General features: G+C 48.9%; 17 protein-coding genes and 1 pseudogene. 7 read left to right on the plus strand and 11 right to left on the minus strand.

Annotation, left to right across the window (positions count from 1 at the left end):
* Positions 1-35: 35 nt before the first annotated feature.
* From H591_RS16240 to H591_RS0110795, 3 genes are all read left to right on the plus strand, one after another.
* Entirely contained in the window at positions 36-1,133 is a 1,098-nt protein-coding gene (locus H591_RS16240) for a methyl-accepting chemotaxis protein (protein WP_022966971.1), read from the plus strand.
* A 63-nt stretch (positions 1,134-1,196) separates the two neighbouring features.
* Positions 1,197-2,108 (plus strand): bestrophin family protein, encoded by a 912-nt coding sequence (locus H591_RS0110790; RefSeq protein WP_022966972.1) that lies wholly within the window; start codon positions 1,197-1,199, stop codon positions 2,106-2,108.
* Between the two features lie 88 nt (positions 2,109-2,196).
* On the plus strand, positions 2,197-3,747 hold the full coding sequence (locus H591_RS0110795; protein WP_022966973.1) for a cation:proton antiporter family protein: 1,551 nt from the start codon (positions 2,197-2,199) through the stop codon (positions 3,745-3,747).
* 17 nt (positions 3,748-3,764) lie between these two features.
* On the opposite strand, the gene H591_RS0110800 is transcribed toward H591_RS0110795, so the two are convergent.
* The 4 genes from H591_RS0110800 to H591_RS0110815 all read right to left on the minus strand — a co-directional run bounded on the left by H591_RS0110800 (position 3,765) and on the right by H591_RS0110815 (position 7,589).
* Positions 3,765-4,454, minus strand: a complete 690-nt coding sequence (locus H591_RS0110800; protein WP_022966974.1) for a VIT1/CCC1 transporter family protein — start codon at positions 4,452-4,454, stop codon at positions 3,765-3,767.
* Positions 4,455-4,511: 57 nt separating this feature from the next.
* Entirely contained in the window at positions 4,512-4,997 is a 486-nt protein-coding gene (locus H591_RS15310) for a hypothetical protein (protein ID WP_156853204.1), read from the minus strand.
* Positions 4,998-5,098: 101 nt separating this feature from the next.
* The gene (locus H591_RS0110810) at positions 5,099-6,397 is read right to left on the minus strand and encodes an NAD(P)/FAD-dependent oxidoreductase (protein ID WP_022966976.1); all 1,299 of its coding nucleotides are present in this window, start codon (positions 6,395-6,397) and stop codon (positions 5,099-5,101) included.
* A gap of 214 nt (positions 6,398-6,611) precedes the next feature.
* Positions 6,612-7,589 (minus strand): NADPH:quinone oxidoreductase family protein, encoded by a 978-nt coding sequence (locus tag H591_RS0110815; RefSeq protein WP_022966977.1) that lies wholly within the window; start codon positions 7,587-7,589, stop codon positions 6,612-6,614.
* A 236-nt stretch (positions 7,590-7,825) separates the two neighbouring features.
* Between H591_RS0110815 and H591_RS0110820 the strand changes: the two genes are divergently transcribed.
* A complete protein-coding gene (locus tag H591_RS0110820; protein ID WP_022966978.1) occupies positions 7,826-8,236 on the plus strand; it encodes a flagellar basal body-associated FliL family protein in 411 nt (136 codons plus the stop codon).
* A gap of 55 nt (positions 8,237-8,291) precedes the next feature.
* Here the strand turns inward: H591_RS0110820 and H591_RS0110825 are convergent, their stop codons facing one another.
* The 6 genes from H591_RS0110825 to bioB form a co-directional block, all read right to left on the minus strand.
* A complete protein-coding gene (locus H591_RS0110825) occupies positions 8,292-8,939 on the minus strand; it encodes an outer membrane beta-barrel protein (protein ID WP_022966979.1) in 648 nt (215 codons plus the stop codon).
* A gap of 278 nt (positions 8,940-9,217) precedes the next feature.
* Positions 9,218-9,904, minus strand: coding sequence for a dethiobiotin synthase (bioD, locus tag H591_RS0110830; RefSeq protein ID WP_022966980.1), 687 nt, complete (start codon positions 9,902-9,904; stop codon positions 9,218-9,220).
* 2 nt (positions 9,905-9,906) lie between these two features.
* Positions 9,907-10,716: a malonyl-ACP O-methyltransferase BioC gene (gene bioC / locus H591_RS0110835; RefSeq protein ID WP_022966981.1), complete on the minus strand. Its 810-nt coding sequence runs from the start codon at positions 10,714-10,716 to the stop codon at positions 9,907-9,909.
* Positions 10,709-11,437 (minus strand): alpha/beta fold hydrolase, encoded by a 729-nt coding sequence (locus H591_RS0110840; protein WP_022966982.1) that lies wholly within the window; start codon positions 11,435-11,437, stop codon positions 10,709-10,711. Before H591_RS0110840 ends, bioC begins: the two co-directional genes overlap by 8 nt.
* On the minus strand, positions 11,430-12,596 hold the full coding sequence (bioF, locus tag H591_RS0110845; protein ID WP_028244365.1) for an 8-amino-7-oxononanoate synthase: 1,167 nt from the start codon (positions 12,594-12,596) through the stop codon (positions 11,430-11,432). The genes H591_RS0110840 and bioF overlap by 8 nt, the downstream gene beginning before the upstream one ends.
* Before the next feature lie 78 nt (positions 12,597-12,674).
* The gene (gene bioB, locus H591_RS0110850) at positions 12,675-13,733 is read right to left on the minus strand and encodes a biotin synthase BioB (protein ID WP_022966984.1); all 1,059 of its coding nucleotides are present in this window, start codon (positions 13,731-13,733) and stop codon (positions 12,675-12,677) included.
* Between the two features lie 105 nt (positions 13,734-13,838).
* Between bioB and H591_RS0110855 the strand changes: the two genes are divergently transcribed.
* Positions 13,839-14,582: a ComF family protein gene (locus tag H591_RS0110855; protein ID WP_022966985.1), complete on the plus strand. Its 744-nt coding sequence runs from the start codon at positions 13,839-13,841 to the stop codon at positions 14,580-14,582.
* 647 nt (positions 14,583-15,229) lie between these two features.
* Here the strand turns inward: H591_RS0110855 and H591_RS0110860 are convergent.
* Positions 15,230-16,219: a bile acid:sodium symporter family protein gene (locus H591_RS0110860; protein WP_028244366.1), complete on the minus strand. Its 990-nt coding sequence runs from the start codon at positions 16,217-16,219 to the stop codon at positions 15,230-15,232.
* A 68-nt stretch (positions 16,220-16,287) separates the two neighbouring features.
* On the opposite strand from H591_RS0110860, the pseudogene H591_RS15615 reads away from it, so the two are divergent.
* Together H591_RS15615 and H591_RS0110870 are read left to right on the plus strand one after the other, a co-directional pair.
* Positions 16,288-17,092, plus strand: a pseudogene (locus H591_RS15615) (AraC family transcriptional regulator).
* A 144-nt stretch (positions 17,093-17,236) separates the two neighbouring features.
* The gene (locus tag H591_RS0110870) at positions 17,237-17,833 is read left to right on the plus strand and encodes an NADPH-dependent FMN reductase (protein WP_022966988.1); all 597 of its coding nucleotides are present in this window, start codon (positions 17,237-17,239) and stop codon (positions 17,831-17,833) included.
* Positions 17,834-17,931 lie beyond the last annotated feature (98 nt).

Consider the following 17,931-nt stretch of genomic DNA (forward strand, 5'->3'; position numbering starts at 1 on the left):
ACACCGCTGTTTAACCGCAGCACTAGAGGCTCACTATGTGGTTCAAGTGGAAGAAAAAAGCAATCCAATTACAGCAACAAAATACCGCACTACATGCTGAAATCTCTCAGCATCTTGAGCATATTCAACAACTTAAAGAAGCGTTTGCCAGCTCGCAAAATACGGCAGAAAACCATCAGCGCCAACTGCAGTTTAACCGTGGTGTCTCCAGTAATCTGATTCGTTTTGGCAGTTCAATTTCGCACCTTGGTGATTCTTTTGAATACCTCGCTGAGCAGATGGGGCGCAATCAACAGCATGCACAAGCGGTCGCTAGCGCCACGGCAACGAACCAAGAAAACTTTAGCGAACTACAAAGCAAAGCCATTGAGATGGAAAGCGGTCTGCTAGAAACCACGGAAAAAATTGATACCCTTGCCGCCCACTCTCAAGAAATTAACGGCATCGTCGACCTCATCAGCGGCATCGCCAGTCAGACTAATTTATTAGCACTTAATGCCGCGATTGAAGCCGCTCGAGCGGGTGATGCTGGGCGAGGCTTTGCCGTAGTCGCCAGTGAAATTCGCCATCTGGCCGAACGTACCGCTTTAGCCACTAATGATATCGTGCATAAAATTAATGAAATCCAAACAGAAACCAAGCAAGCGCATGACTATATTCAAAGCCAAGGTCAGCTTGCACAAGGTTTTAGTGAAACGACACAACAAGCCGTGACAGCAATGCACAGCCTGCACTCATTAGCCAAGCGCATGCATAAAGAAATAGAGTTATCCGCATTGCGTGCAGGTATTGAGCTGGCCAATCTGGACGAATTGTCTCTGAAATTTATTGTTTATGAACACCTACTAAACTCTCAAACACAAGCCGTTCCACAATTGCCCTCTGATCATGAGTGCCGTTTTGGGCGCTGGTATTACAACGACAGTAGCCGTGACTTGCATAAATTAGCCGAATTCCAGCGTATTGAACGTCCGCACAGCAGAGTGCACGAGCAAGGTCAACAGGCAATGCAAACGTATCAGCAAGGTGCATTAGAAGCAGCGGTACAGCATCTACAAAGTATGGAAGAGGCCAATCTTGAAGTGATGCAGGTGGTTACCGCAGTCCTTAAGCACTTTGAGCAGCAACACTAGCAGACTTGCGGTGACCGCTTGCGCGCGCCACACTGAGGGTCTTTCTTTGTAGAGAACGACCTGATGATTGTTCGCCCACGTCGTGGTTTTTTACCCTTACTACTTACCTTACAAGGCTCCGTGCTACCCGCCGTGATGCCGCAAGTAATCTTAGTCGCGAGCCTCGCAGCAGCGGCTTTTGCGGTGCATGAAATATTCCCTAACTACTTTCCCAACTACGGCTTGGCACCCTTCAGCATTTTAGGTCTAATGCTGTCGCTGCTACTGGGCTTTCGTAATAACGCCAGCTATGCACGCTGGTGGGAAGCCCGTCAGCAGTTGGGTAGTTTACTGGTGGAATGTCGTGCTCTGGCACGCTTGAGCATGTCTTATCTGGTTGCCGCGCCGCACATTCAGCAACGCTGCATGTTGCTCATTCGCGCCTTTAGCCGTGCACTTTTGTATGAGCTGCGCAGCCGTCCATTGCAAGGTGCGTTGGATGAACTGCTGGATGAGCAAACCTGCCAAGTTATTTATAACGCCAACAATCCTGCTGATCAGGTGTTGCGTTTACTCAGTTTAGAAATCGCCAAAGCCCAGCAACAAGGCCAGTTGGCCGATATTTTAGTCACCACCTTTGAAGCGCGCATCACCGCAATGACCGAGATTCAAGCGGCTTGCGAACGTTTGCATAACACGCCAATTCCTTTTGCCTATATGCTGCTGGTGCACCGTACTGCCTACTTATTTTGTTTTCTATTACCCTTCGGTTTAGTTGCCAGTGTCGGTATTTCCGCCCCCTTTATTAGCGCATTAGTTGCTTATGCGTTTTTTGGTTTAGATGCGCTCAGTGAAGAACTCGAAGAACCTTTCGGGGAGCGACCCAATCAGCTGCCGTTATTTGCCATTGAGCGCACCATAGAAATCAACGTCTTAGAAGCACAAGGCCTACCGACCCCAGAACCGCTTAAACCGCAGGGTTATTGGCTCAATTAGCAGTAACTTAAGCGCCGCTAAATAACACAATACCTGCAAGTATCTTTGCTAAAATGCGCAACGATATTCTCTCCGCCAAGGAACTGTTGTGATTGAAGCTGTATGGATTGTCTTTGCCTTTAGCTTAGGAATCGCTGTTCGCATGATCGGACTGCCGCCTTTGATTGGCTATTTGGCTGCAGGTTTTTCGATTGCGGCCTCAGCAGACTATCTGGGTTTAAGCGTCGACAGCACTTCAGCGCTGCAACATATTGCCCACCTTGGCGTGCTGCTACTGCTATTCACCGTCGGCCTTAAACTTAAAGTCAAAAGCTTAGTGCGTCCTGAAGTGATGGGCGGCGGCCTATTGCATTTCTTCATCAGTACAGTGGTGTTTACCCCGGCGTTTTTCTTATTTTTAGAGGTCAATTGGTACACAGCGGTCATGCTGTCGATTGCCTTGTCCTTTTCCAGCACAGTGTTGGCCGCCAAAGTACTCGACGGCAAACGGGAACTGCGCGCTTTTCACGGCCGCGTCGCCATCGGTATTTTGGTGGTACAAGATTTAATCGCTTTATGTGTGATGAGTATTGCCAGCGGGCAAACACCTTCGATGTGGGCACTAGTGGTATTTGGCATACCCTTGCTGCGCCCGCTGATTTATCGCTTGGTTGATTACAGCGGCCACGAAGAGCTGTTGGTTTTATTGGGTTTACTGCTGGCATTAGTGGTCGGTGGTTATGGCTTTGAGCAGATTGGTTTAAGTTCAGAGCTCGGCGCCCTGGCCTTTGGCGCGCTACTCGCCAATCATCCACGCTCCAGTGAGTTATCCAAAGCACTCTGGAGTATTAAAGAAATCTTCTTAGTGGGTTTCTTCTTACAAATCGGTATTGGCGGCCTACCAGACCAGAATGCGGTTATTTTCGCCCTGATTATGGCGGTCGCTTTACCGTTAAAAGGCGTGTTATTTTTTGCCTTGATGGTGCTCTTTAAGCTGCGCGCGCGCAGCGCCTTTTTAACCAGCTTAAGCCTAACCAACTACAGTGAGTTTGGTTTGATTGTCGCCAGTATTGCCATTCCAGAGTGGATTATTCCGCTGGCGTTGACAGTGGCTTTTTCCTTTATCGTATCAGCACAACTCAATCGTTTTGCCCATACTTTGTATGAAAAACTCAGTAAATATCTGATTTTAATGGAGCGCAAAGGCTTCCATCCCGATGAGCAACCGCTGTATATCGAGGATGAAATTCTTATTGTCGGTATGGGTCGTACGGGTATGGCTTCTTATCAAGCCTTGCACGACAAAGGCTATTCTGTGCTCGGCATTGATTCGGATCCAATCAAAATTGAGCAACAAATTCAGGACGGCATTCACAGCTTATTCGCTGATGCGGAAGACACTGTTTTCTGGAAGCGTTTGCATGCGCCACACTTAAAATATGTAATTCTAGCGGCCAATGATTTAGAGGCAAAAACTCTCGCTGCTCAAAAACTGCGCGAAACTGGTTTTAAAGGGTTTATTATCAGCCACTGTTTATACCCTGAACACGCCGATAGTATTCGCGCTGCTGGCGCTGACTTTATCCATAAAACCTTTTCCGAGACGGGTCTGAAACTGGCAGAACATGTGCTTGAACACACTAAACTGCCAAGCGCTTAAACAATCCCACTCAGAAGCTAAACGGATACACCAAATAATGATCCGACCGCAGCGGTTAAGCCCATCGCCAACGCGCCCCAAAACGCCACTCGATAGGCACCTTTAGCGACACTGGCACCGCCCGCATAGGCAGCTAAACCACCAAGTAACATAAGAAAAAATAATGCACTAGCAGGGATGACGTAAAGTAAAAGCTGCGCAGGAAAAAGCAGCACCATCAGCAAGGGCAAAAAAGCACCCACTGAAAATGTCAGTGCCGATGATAGCGCTGCCTGCACGGGTCGGGCTTGCATCTCATCGGTTAACCCCAACTCATCGCGCGCATGTGCAGCCAATGCATCATGAGCAGTCAGTTGCACTGCGACTTGCTGAGCTAGCTCAGCATCCAATCCTCGCTCGCGATAAATACCCGCTAACTCAGCCAACTCATACTCTGGATCATCAGCTAATTCTCGACGCTCAATGGCTAAATCAGCGTGTTCAGTATCGGTTTGCGAGCTCACCGAGACATACTCTCCGGCGGCCATAGACATCGCTCCTGCCACTAAACCGGCAACGCCTGTCATCAGTATTGTTTGCGTTCCAGCACCGGCCGCGACTACGCCGAGCAATAAGCTGGCAGTAGACAGAATACCGTCATTGGCGCCCAAAACTGCAGCTCTTAGTAAACCAATGTGTTGAATTTTGTGGGTCTCTGGATGTGGCATACCTAGCTCTTCTCAATAATCAATGCGTTGATATTTAACCTGCTGTTATCAGATCACTTATTCATCAATTTGCGGCAAGGCTTGGTACTCAAAGCCTTTTTTCGCAATGGCATAGCACTCTTCAATGTGTGCATGACCAATCAAGAGCATCGCGCTGCCACTCAGCGCCGCAGCTGCCGCCTGACCGGCAAAAGGGATAAACTTGAGCGCTTGTTTAGCGGTTAAGCGCAGACCGACTTTCTGCAACAGCAGCAACACCACTTGCTTGGTGATCAGCTGTCCGATCACACGGCTGCCAGTGGTTTTAATCACTCCGTACAAGAAACTTTTAAACTGCGGATCGAGACGATTAATTTGCTCAGGCGTTAAACCAAACTGACGATTAATCGCGGGTAACAGCTCTAAAAGCAATCCCACATCAGCGGCAATATCGGCACCTGGCAGCGGCACGAGCACCATCCCGCTGGAGGCTAAAGCGCGTTTTTTTACCATGCTTTTACAGCGCAAGCGCACTGCATCCAACTCTTCTATCGATGTCATCAAAAGCCATCACCTCTCTACTCTGTAAAAGCGACTGGATGCCTGATCAGCATGACTCTCAAGCCATACGCATCAGGCTGTTCAATAGACAGCAAAACCACTGCCTAGTGCAACTTCATCCGCGGATGGGTGCGCTTGCCGATGCGATCACTGAGCATAATTAAAGCTGTACGAAACACGCCGTAGAGTACAACCTGATGCATGCGATACAAAGAGATATAGAACATCCGCGCCATCCAGCCTTCAACATTAACCGTACGCATAAAGCCGCCCATGATGTTGCCCACCGCACTGTATTGCGAGAGAGACACCAAAGAGCCGTAGTCGCGGTATTGATAGCTCGGCAAGGCTTTACCTTGCAGCTTCAAGGCTAAGCTTTTACTTAAAAAGCTGGCTTGCTGATGCGCTGATTGTGCGCGTGGCGGTACATTTTTATCGCTGCCTTCAGTCAACGGGCAAGCAGCGCAGTCACCTAAAGCAAAAATATCATCGTCCAGCGTGGTTTGCAGTGTAGTACGCACCACCAATTGATTAATCCGATTGTTTTCTAAACCATCCAGTTCGGTTAAAAACTTAGGCCCACGCACACCTGCCGCCCAGACTTTTAACGATGCCGGAATAAACCCGCCATCTTTAGTGTGCATGCCTTCAGCGGTAATTTCTTCAACGGGTGCAGACAACTTAATCTGTACACCGAGCTTGAGCAGTTGCTGGTGTACTTCAGTGGCAATTTTCTCTGACAAGGCCGGTAAAACACGCGGTCCTGCTTCGATAATAGTGATGCACATATTCTCTGGCTGGATATTACTTAAGCCATAGGCCGATAACTGTTGCGAGGCATGGCGTAATTCAGCAGCCAATTCCACCCCGGTTGCGCCAGCGCCGACGATAGCAATATTGACGATATTGTCGTCATCACCTTTGGCATGCGCACTTAAATACTCACCCAGCAAACGCCTATGAAAGTTCAGCGCATGTTGTGGGCTGTCCAGAAAAATGCAGTGTTCAGCCGCACCTTTAGTACCAAAATCATTGGTTAAACTGCCGACAGCAACCACTAAGGTATCGTAGTTTAAGCTACGTGCAGGGACCAGTTGATGGCCTTTTTCATCCAGCGTGGCGCTCAGTTCAATGGTTTTAGCTTGGCGATCAATGCCTGAAAACTTACCAATCTGAAATTCAAAATGATTCCATTTGGCCTGCGCAACATAATTTAATTCATTATCCGTACTGTTCAGTGAGCCTGTGGCCACTTCATGCAATAAGGGTTTCCAGATATGGGTAAGATTGGCATCCACTAAGGTGATCTTGGCCTGCTTGCGCTTACCTAAGGTGCGACCTAAGCGCGTCGCTAACTCAAGTCCGCCAGCACCGCCGCCCACTACTACAATGCGATGTAACATGTTGTGCAGCCTATAAAACAATAAAAAGTTGTCGCTACTATACGATGAAAGTCGCATGTAACGCAGTGTTCTTTATGGCTGCTGCTAAAGAAGCAGTGCTTTATTTTAGGCTCAGAGTTGCGGCGAACTGTGTTTAAAATGAGATATTTAGGTAGGTATTACAGCGTCACACGCAGCGCAGCAAAAAGCGCTGCGTGGACAGCCTGCTTATATATTAGCGAACCTTGATCACCAGCTTACCCACTGCCTTACGTGCAGCCAGGGTATTGATCGCTTGCGCTGTATCTTCTAGCGCAAAGGTTTGCGAGACCAAGGGTTTCAGCTTGCCTTCGGCAAACCAAGCAAACAGTTGTTGGAAGTTAGCGACGTTATCTTGCGGTTGGCGCTGAGCGAAGGAGCCCCAGAACACACCAATCACCGCAGCGCCTTTGAGTAGCGGTAAATTGGCTGGCAATGACGGAATCGTGCCGCTAGCAAATCCAATCACCAACATACGGCCGTTCCAAGCAATCGAGCGGAATACCGTTTCAAACAAATCACCGCCCACCGGATCAATGACGACATCCACACCTTGACCCTTGGTTAAGGTTTTCAAGCGTTCACGCACGTCTTCATCTTGGTAGTTAATCAGCTCATCAGCGCCAGCTTGGCGTGCCACTTCAAGCTTCTCGGCACTGCTGGCCGCAGCAATCACTCGCGCACCCATGGCTTTACCAATTTCAATCGCGGCCAAACCAACGCCACCGGAAGCGCCAAGCACCAATAACGTCTCGCCGGCTTGCAAAGCACCACGCTGCTTAAGAGCATGAATCGCAGTACCATAAGTCATGCTAAAGGCTGCCGCAGTGGTAAAATCCATTGCATCAGGCATCGGTAAAATATTATAGGCAGGCACAGCTATTTGCTCAGCACAACTGCCCCAGCCAGTCAGCGCCATCACTCGATCACCGACTTTAAGATGACTGACGTTCTCGCCAACAGCGCTGATCACACCTGCTGCTTCACCACCCGGAGAAAATGGAAAAGGCGGTTTGAACTGGTATTTGCCTTCAATAATTAAAGTATCAGGAAAGTTAATGCCCGCCGCATGCACATCCAGCAGCACTTCATTTTTCTTGATCTGCGGACTGCTGGTGTCTTCAATCACCAAGGTATCGGCTGGGCCAAAGGCTTTACATAACACGGCTTTCATAAGGCACCTCATTTATTGTTTGCTTGAGTGTAGTACGCAAGCTACAGAGTTCAATCTGTATGCATATAAGTGATAGTGCATTATTACTGTCAACCTTTAATTCAGCCTATGTACAACTGCATTTAAACCATCTAGCAGCCTATGACAATGGCTTGCCTCATAAATCAATAACAAACTCTACAAGCCTAAACGTATACTGTGGAACATGAATTCATTTATGCCATGGAGCAGTCACTGTGAAATATGTATCGATCCTATTACTGGCTTTTTCGTTCAGCGGGCTAACAGCGTACGCGCAAGAAGATGAGCAAACGCCTGTCGTTGCTGCACCGTCCGCGTATGTCAATTTAGTACCTGCTTTAGTGGGTAATTATGGTGCTGGTGGCAAACTTAAATACTACAAAGCCGATATTGCTTTACGCGTTAAAGCAGAAAACGTGGCTAGGGTTGAATACCACGAGCCACTGATTCGCGACCAATTGATTCAGCTGTTCGCTCAGCAAACTGATGAGAATCTAGGATCCAATGAGGGTAAGGAAGCGATGCGTCAAGCCGCTTTGCTACAAGTGCAAAACACCCTAAAAGAAGAGGAAGGCGAAATATTGGTGGATGATTTGTTATTTAATAACTTGATAGTGCAGCCATAAAAGTTAGTTAGGCTGTATACAGTCTGCCGCCATTGCAACGGCAGACTTTGCTTACTTAGAAGTTGTAGCGTAGGCCGACAGAGGCGAGGTCGATGTTGTGTTTGACATTAACACCGTCAATTTTCTTGTCTGCAACATCTTGGTAGCGCTCGTACTCAGCAACTACAGCGAGTTCTTTAGTGAAGTTGTACGAAGCACCAACGCCAAAAGAAGGTGTCCATTTTCTAACTGCCTCACTATCAGAACCTGAAATGATGTTGCCAGCCAATTTAACTGACGTTTTAGTTTTTAAGTAGTGATAGCCAACTTTAGCAAACAATGCAAAATCATCAAGCGGTAAAGTTCCAACTAGGTTAGCTCCCAAACCACTCGTTTCAAAATCAGCTTTAGTTGAAAAAGAACCACCTGGGCCACTAATAGCACCCTTATAAGTTGATTTACCTAAATCAATATACTGTGCCTCAAGCGCAACATACGGATTTGCTTGTAAGCCAACAGCAATTTTGTAAGCAGTGTCTGTACGATCAGTAGATGTACTTCCACCAGCGTTTGCAAACACACTCTGTATTTCTTTAGCTACTTTTGGCTTCTCAGCCTTCGCCTGACCAATACTACCCGTCAAATAACCCGATACTTCGTTGGCCTGCACTGCAGTTGTGGCACACGCGAATACTGCTGCAGCCAATAATGTTTTCTTCAACATCCTATAACTCCCTGAATAATGACGCTATTTATTAGCGAAAGTGAGTGTACTTAAAAATACTTTTATGTCCAGCCGCGAAGCTTTTACCAACACACAGATTCAATAAAAGAATTTTCAAACAACACTTAACAAATCAAAAATCGCGATAAAAATAACGGAAAATCATCGATGTGATTTGCCATATCAATGGGTTATAGATTGTCACCGTATTAAGCTGCTTGCCGCGATGCCAATTAATTATCCTTGCCTTACATCCAGCACAGCCTTTAGCACACACTTTACAACATGCTTTGCGGGATGAGCTTTACATACTCAGCAACATGCTCAGCATTCGCATGAGTTAGATGTGGCACTTCAGCCAAACACGGTGCAGGCATCAGCTGCTGTAAGGTTGCTAGGTTTTCCGCTAAGCGCGCGCAGTTGGGGTCCACCACATTCGCTACCCAGCCAGCCAGCTCCAGGCCGTCATTGAGGATGGCTTGCGCACTCAATAAAGCATGATTAATACAGCCCAGCTTCACCCCTACCACTAAGATCACTGGTAGCTGCAGGGCAATGGCAAAGTCTGAGAGGAATTCCGTATTAGAGATCGGTACGCGCCAGCCGCCAGCGCCTTCAATCACAGTAAAGTCGGCCTGTTGTTGCAAAATTACCTGTGCCGTCCGATATAAGTCAGCCACGGATAACTCAACACCCGCTTCCTGCGCAGCAATATGCGGGGCAATCGCCGGAGCAAAAGCATAGGGATTGATCTGTGAGTAAGGCAGTTGCACCGTGCTTTGCGCGATTAAGGCCAAAGCATCGCTATTGCGTAGCCCCTGCTCGGTCATCTCACAACCGGAGGCCACAGGTTTCATTGCTAAGGTGCTGCAACCTTGTTGTTTGGCCGCGCAGAGCAGTCCTGCGGCAACGCTGGTTTTGCCGGCATCGGTGTCTGTGCCAGTAATAAAAAATGCCTGTGCCATGCTTAACCCTCTTTACGTAATACGCCGTAGACCACCTGCCAAGTTGCAGGCAAACCTTGCGGCTGACGGTAGTATTCATAAGCATTCAGCAAGCGTTGCAAGCCTTGCCGGCTAACTAAACCTGGCGCACGTCCATCTTGCAAATGATCGGCTCCTAAATGCTTCAGCTCATGGGTCAGGTCAGCCACTTTGGCGTAATGATAGATATGCGTATGACAGTGCAAATCCAGCACCTGCAAAGCACTGGCAGCGGTTAATTCCTGATAGCGCTTAAGTGTGCGAAATTGATTGACGTGAGTGGCGTTATCCACCGCCTGCCAGCTACGGCGCAGCTCGATTAATGAGCCATCTGCCAGGCTACTAAACAGCAGCACACCGCCAGGTTTTAGTACTCGATGCGCTTCATGCAAAACCTTAGAAAAATCAGTACACCACTGCAGCGCTAAACTGCTAAAAACCAGATCTTGGCTATTGTCCTGCAGTGGCAGCTGCTCAGCATCGGCGCAGATATAGCTGAGGTCTGGGCAGCGTGTACGCGCAAAGGCCAACATACCTTGGGCAAGATCAAGGCCGGTACCGCGCGCACTGGCAAAACGTTGCTGTAAGTGTTCGCAGAAATAGCCTGTGCCACAGCCAAGATCCAGCCATTGCTGGATATGCGCAGGGCAGATTGATTCAGGCAGTAAGCTTAATAAACGTGCGCCCACCGCGCGCTGAAAATCGGCCACGCTGTCATAGGTTTCAGCGGCGCGTGAAAATGCTGCGGCAACCTGTTGCTTGTTGTTCTGCTGTTGCCCTGAAAACTCAAGCATGCTGACCACGCAAAATAAAGTCGGCAATGCGCTGGGCTAATAATTGCGACTCAACAATAAGCCCCGCATGGCTTTGTCCGAATAATTCCACAGTGGCTTGTGCATTGAGCTCTCGCATACTGCTAAGCGCCAGCGACGGCACTAAGGCATCCTGCTCAGCTAATAGATGTAGCTGTGGGCCTGCAAAGGCACTGATTGCGACACGATTATCCAACTCAGCCAACAGATCTAATCCGGCTAAAGCACAGCCAGAATCAGCCACTGCAGCAGCCTCTAATAACTGCCGCGATAATGCTCGAGGCTGCGCAGCACCTTGACTGCATAACAGCACAAAACGCTTTAGACCTGCGGCGAAATCCTCAGCACAGAGCTGGCGAAACGCGGTAAAAGTATCCACTGGCATTGCCGCTGGCCAGGTGTCACGCGCGACAAAACAAGGATTACTGGCATAACTGATCAATCCTGCACAGGCTGATTGCCGATACGCCGCCAGAGCCGTGGCTAACATGCCACCCAACGACCAGCCCATTAGCCAGCAATCACTCGGCAACTGTTGATCGAGCAATGCAATCAGCGCCTCGGTACTTTTTCCGCGCACATCAGGTAATGGCTGAATCTGTACTGTTAGCTGCGGTAAAGCAGCATCCAGTTGCTCCGCTAAAATCTGTAGCGGCACCACGCCTAATCCCCAGCCGGGAAGCAATACCAGATGTTTACTCATCACGCGTCTCCAGCTGGCAAGCGGCCAAGCCATCGAGTAACTGCTGCACCTGCTCGGTGCTGTGCGCTGCAGTAAGCGTGATGCGTAAGCGCGCACTACCCGCCGGCACGGTTGGCGGACGAATCGCGCCGACTAAAATACCCAATTCACGCAGCTTGGCTGAAATCGCCATCGCCTGCGCGCTATCACCAATAATGATCGGTTGAATCGGCGTGGGGCTGTCCATTAAATTCAAACCTAGGGCTTTGGCACCCTGACGAAACTGCTGAATTAATTGTTGCAGATGCTCACGGCGCCAATGCTCTGTTTGCAACAGCTCTAGACTGGCCAGCGTCGCACAGGCCACGGCTGGCGGTGAACTGGTGGTGTAAATATAAGGCCGCGCAAACTGAATCAGGGTTTCAATCAACTCTTCGCTACCGGCAACAAAAGCACCCGCCGTACCAAAGGATTTACCCAAGGTGCCCACCAACACCGGCACTTCGCTAGCCGTTAAGCCGTAATGCTCAACCAAACCACCACCGTTTTTGCCCAGCACACCAAAACCATGGGCATCATCCACCATCAGCCATGCCCCGTGAGCTTTGGCCTGTTCTGCTAATTCGGGCAAACGCGCCAGATCGCCGTCCATACTAAAGACGCCGTCAGTTACCAACAGCGTATGACCCTGCGCGCGCTGGAAACGCTGCTTGAGGCTGTCGAGATCATTGTGTAAATAACGGCTAAAGCGCGCGCCTGATAACAGCCCAGCATCCAGCAGCGAGGCATGGTTAAGACGGTCATGCAGCACAGTATCACCCTGCCCAACCAGCGCGGTAATCACCGCTAAATTGGCCATATAACCGCTGCTCATCAGTAGCACACGGTCGCGACCAGTAAACTCTGCCAATGCCTGCTCCAGCTGATGATGCGGCTCGCTATGGCCAATGACTAAATGCGAAGCACCACCACCAACACCCCAGCGCGCAGCACCCTGTTGCATAGCATCCACCACCTGCGGGTGATTGGCTAAGCCTAGATAATCATTGGATGAAAAGGCCAAATACTCTTTACCATCCACCTGCACTACAGGCCCTTGTGGGCTTTGCAATAGTGGCCGTTGGCGGTAAAGGTTATCGGCTTGGCGGGCGGCCAAACGTGCAGCAAGGTCGAAGCTCATGACAATCCAAAGTAAGGTTTTCAGGCAAGGTCGTAATGCGAGTGGCAAGCCTGGCAGCCTGCCCACTCACAGGATCATTTAGTGTGTGGCCGCATCGTAAAATAATGAGGCATCGCGCTGCTCGATGATGGCGTGCTCAATAGCTGCCTGATGCACTTCATCGGCATACTCTTCACGGGCTTCTGGTTTGATCCCAAGACGGGCAAACAACTGCATATCCTTATCCGCTTGTGGATTGGCAGTGGTCAGAAGCTTTTCACCGTAGAAAATCGAGTTAGCACCCGCTAGAAACGCTAAAGACTGCATCTGCTCGTTCATTTGTTCACGGCCTGCAGACAAACGCACATGAGATTTAGGCATCATAATCCGCGCCACAGCGAGCATGCGGATAAAATCAAAGGGATCGACATCCTCGGCATTTTCTAACGGCGTGCCTTCAACTTTCACCAGCATATTGATCGGCACACTTTCTGGGTGCTCTGGCAAATTGGCCAACTGGATCAACAAGCCAGCACGGTCAGCAATGGATTCGCCCATGCCCAAAATACCGCCTGAGCAGATTTTCATTCCCGCATCACGTACATAACTTAAAGTTTGTAAGCGCTCGGCATAGGTACGGGTGGTAATAATATTGCCGTAGAACTCTGGCGAAGTATCAAGGTTGTGGTTGTAATAATCTAAACCGGCATCAGCCAATGCTTTGGTTTGCGCTTCATCTAACTTGCCAAGGGTCATGCAGGTTTCCATGCCCATGGCTTTAACGCCTTTAACCATTTCCAAGACATAAGGCAGATCTTTCGCCGAAGGATGTTTCCACGCTGCGCCCATGCAAAAACGCGTTGAACCAATTTCTTTGGCGCGCTTGGCTTCGTCCAAAACCTTCTGCACTTCCATCAGTTTTTCTTTATCCAGCCCAGTGTTGTAGTGCCCAGACTGCGGACAATATTTACAGTCTTCTGGACAAGCGCCGGTTTTAATCGACAGTAAGGTCGAGACCTGTACGCGATTGGCATTAAAGTGCTGACGATGCACGCTTTGTGCTTGAAAAATCAGATCATTGAAGGGCTGCTGTAACAGAGCGGTCACTTCGGCAAGTGTCCAGTCGTGACGAGTGTCAGCATGAGGGCTGGTGGTCATGGATGTTCCTTTTTATTGGCCGTTTACTTTTAATTAACCATTAAGCGGCGGGCTGCTAAACTTCAGGCATGCAGGATGCATTGCAATAATAATCAAGGAGACGCCATGAGCTGTCAACCGAGTCACGTCAACAAGGTTTACCAGTGGTTAATAAACAAACAATCTTGTTTGCTTTGCGATGGCCCTAGTCACCGTGCGTTGGCACTTTGCGAAGACTGTGAAGCAGAGCTACCATGGCTTAGCGGGCAGTGTCGACAATGCGCACTGCCGATGCCTAACCACCAAGCGCTTTGTGCTGATTGCACAGATAATCCACCACTTTTTAGCCAAGTTGTCACGCCACTGCAGTTTGATTTCCCTATCGACACCCTGATCAGTCGCTTTAAATACCAACAACGCTGGCCCTATGGACGCTTATTAAGTGCGCTGCTGGTGCAGTATGTAACCTATTATTTTGATGAAGGTGGGCAACGTCCTGATCTGATTTTAGCGGTGCCTTTAGCAAAACGCAGGCAGCGCCAGCGCGGTTATAACCAAGCGCAAATGATCTGTGATTGGTTAGCTAAAGCGCTCGGTTTGCATAATCCTCAGCAACTCTTATTGCGCACTCGCGAAACAGTCAGCCAACAAGGTTTAAGCGCTAAAGCGCGGCGCGATAATTTGCATAATGCGTTTCAATTGACTGATCCTACGCAGGTAAGCAACAAACACATCGTTTTAGTTGACGATGTGCTGACGACAGGTACCACCTGCTCAATCATTAGCGGGCTATTGCTCAAGCATGGTGCCGCACGAGTCGATGTCTACTGTTTGGCTCGCACCGGCAAGCCGCACGGAGTGCAACTGTAACCATCTGCAGAGTTTGTCCTATTAACCCCTGTATGAGCTGGCCATGCCCGCGATAGTGACCATGTACAGTGTTGCAAACAACACCATTGATCAATGAGTATCTTGTTAGTATCGCGACCAGCGGAGCCACGGATGGCGCAGCCCCGAATCGGGTCAGGATGACCCGCTGAGGGAAAAGCGATACTAGCAAGGTACGGCATGCACAAATCGTCCTTGCTACTTTGCTGTGCTTAAAACGCTAAGTCTGTGCATGTCGTACTTCGGGGCAAGTATTAATCCGTCGATGAGCCTATCCAGGGCTCAACTCCGGCGCTCGCCATCCTTGGCTCGCTCACCACACCCACCCCGAAGCACTCGTTGACCATTTGCGGTGTTTGCACTATTGCAATTTCAATAATCTATACAAATTTACACTTGTTGCAGACCAACAGAACTGAATACATCTGCGCAGAGTAATGGTTTTAAAAGCGTCATGCGTCAAATTCGCAGGCAACACCAATAATCAATGAGTACCTTGTTCGTGTCGCGACCAGCGGAGCCACGGATGGCGCAGCCCCGAATCGGGTCAGGATGACCCGCTGAGGGAAAAGCGATACGAACAAGGTACGCCATGCACAAATCATTCTGAATGCTTTGCTTTGCATAACTCAATCAGCACACTGCGCGCCATCTTCCTCACAACGAGTAGCATATTGCTGGGCCATCACCGCGCACACCATCAATTGGATTTGATGGAACACCATTAACGGAAGAATCGCCGGTCCCACCGCACCACCAGCAAACAACACCGAAGCCATCGGAATACCAGTCGCCATACTCTTCTTTGAACCACAAAATACAATGGTAATCTCATCTTCTTTATTAAACTTAAAACGACGCGCCAGCCATGTTGTGGCAAACAAAACCATAGCTAAAATCACACTGCAGACCACACTCAACATAATCAACGAAGCAGGCGGCACCGCGCTCCACAACCCACCAATCACCGCGGCACTAAAGGCCGTGTAAACCACCAACAAAATCGAACTTTGATCAACATTTTTTAACCAACGGGCATTACGATCAACCCAACTACCAATCCAACGGCGCATGTAATGACCCACTAAAAACGGTAGTAATAATTGCAGACTAATTCTGATCACCGCCTCAAGCATCCCAGTCGTACCCGCATCGGCATCCAGCATCATTTTCACCAATAACGGTGTAACTAAAATGCCAACTAAACTCGAAGCAGAAGCCGCACAAACCGCCGCAGGAATATTACCGCGGGCAATCGAAGTAAAAGCAATTGCCGACTGCACCGTGCCCGGCAGAGCAGCTAAATACAGCATACCGATCCACAACTCATCACCTAAAACAGGACGGATCAGCGGCTGCAATGACAGCATCAACAGCGGAAATAAAATAAAGGTGCAGGCAAACACCAGCAGATGCAAACGCCAATGCATCACCCCAGCAATAATGGCATGGCGCGACAACTTAGCGCCGTGTAAAAAGAACAGCAAAGCAATGGCAAAATTAGTCAGCCACTGAAAAAAGGTCGCCCCCATACCCTGTGCAGGAATAAAGGTCGCAGCCAACACCACCGCGATTAAAATCAAGGTGAAGTTATCGAACAAAATACGCAAACGAAACATAATTAAAGGCACCATCAAATCTAATATGACGCGACTCTACTGGATATGAAATAATCCGGCTAACGCCAATCAGCCAAAGAGTATCGACTAACGGACATGAAAAGCGCACTTGAGCAACGCCTTAGTGACTTAAAAGACTTACCACGCCCCATCTACGGGCAAACAGAGGCGCTACCCAACAAAGTCTTAGGCTATCGTCACAGCCACCCTTGGGTGCAGTTTTCCTATGCCATTAGCGGAGTTTTAGAAGTCCAAACCACGCATGGCCGTTTTATTGCACCGCCGCAGCGCGCTGTATGGATTCCAGCGGGCATCAAACACCGCGTGCACAGCTCAGTACACACGCAAATTCGCAGTTTATACATCGACCATCAGGTACTCGTTGAGCCGCCGCAGACCTGCCGTGTGGTAGAAGTAACGCCTCTGCTCAAAGAACTGATTCGGGCCTTCGGCGAGTTACCTATTGAGTACGATGAAAAAAGCGCCGAAGGACGTTTGGCGGCAGTGTTATTGGATCAACTGACCCATGCGCCAGATATGGGTTTAATGCTGCCTTTGCCTGCGGATAAACGTTTACAAAAAATAGTCGCGCAACTGCAGAAGCATCCCGACGCTACCGACACATTAAGCCAATGGGCAGAGCGTTTACATGTCTCAGAAAAAACTTTGAGCCGTTTATTTGTGCAGCAAACCGGACTGACGTTTCGCTTGTGGCGGCAGCGTTTACGCTTGCTTAATGCCTTGCCTTTACTCGAACAAAAACAAGCGGTCACTGAAGTCGCTTTAGCCTGTGGCTATGAATCCACCTCAGCTTTTATTGCCGCATTTGGAGATCATTTTGGCAACACGCCCGGTGAGTTTTTTAAAGGATAAATCAACGGCTCTCATCTGTTAGATAATGATCACGCACTTTTAAAGTTAATTTTAGTAAGACCACAAGAAAGCAGCAGACTTGCCACAGGTTTCTTATTTCAGGCTAAACTCAAGCTTTATTTAATACTGTTAAGAGAGGCTGCAATGCTTAATTACGTTGTCATTTCAGGCTCTGGCCGCCCACAAAGTGAGTCAGCACGCGTTGGCGAATACATGCGCCAGCGCTTGATTGATTTGCAACTCAGCGAAGACAGTCGTTGTTCATTGATTGATTTAGGCACCAGTCCTTTACCACTCTGGCCTGAGCAAAATGATGGTTTATGGCATGACTACGCAGAACGTTTGAAAGCTGCTGATGCAGTAATTGTTATCACACCTGAATGGCACGGCATGGCCAGTCCTGCCTTGAAAAACTTTTTCGTACTCGCGAGCAAAGCTGAGTTAGCACATAAACCTGGGCTGTTAGTTTCCGTATCATCTGGTGTTGGCGGTGCCTACCCGATAAGTGAGCTGCGCAGTTCGAGTTTTAAAAATAATCGTCTGTGTTATATCCCCGAGCAAATTATCGTTCGCCAAGCCAACGATATGCTGCATCCAGGACCTGTAGTCGATGACAACGACCAGCGTTTACGACCACGCATTGATTATGCTTTAGGCGTGCTTGGCCACTACGCAACAGCTCTTTGCGCTGTACGTGCGGCAGTCGATATGAGCATTCCTGAGTTTTCCAACGGGATGTAAAGTACAAGCTCGCACGGCATGCACATATCATGCGAGATACTCTTCTTAGCTAATAAAGCTAAGTCTGTGCATGTCGTACTTCGAGATGAGTGTTAATC

Origin of the sequence: Denitrificimonas caeni DSM 24390 (assembly GCF_000421765.1) — a bacterium.
Lineage (GTDB): Bacteria > Pseudomonadota > Gammaproteobacteria > Pseudomonadales > Pseudomonadaceae > Denitrificimonas > Denitrificimonas caeni.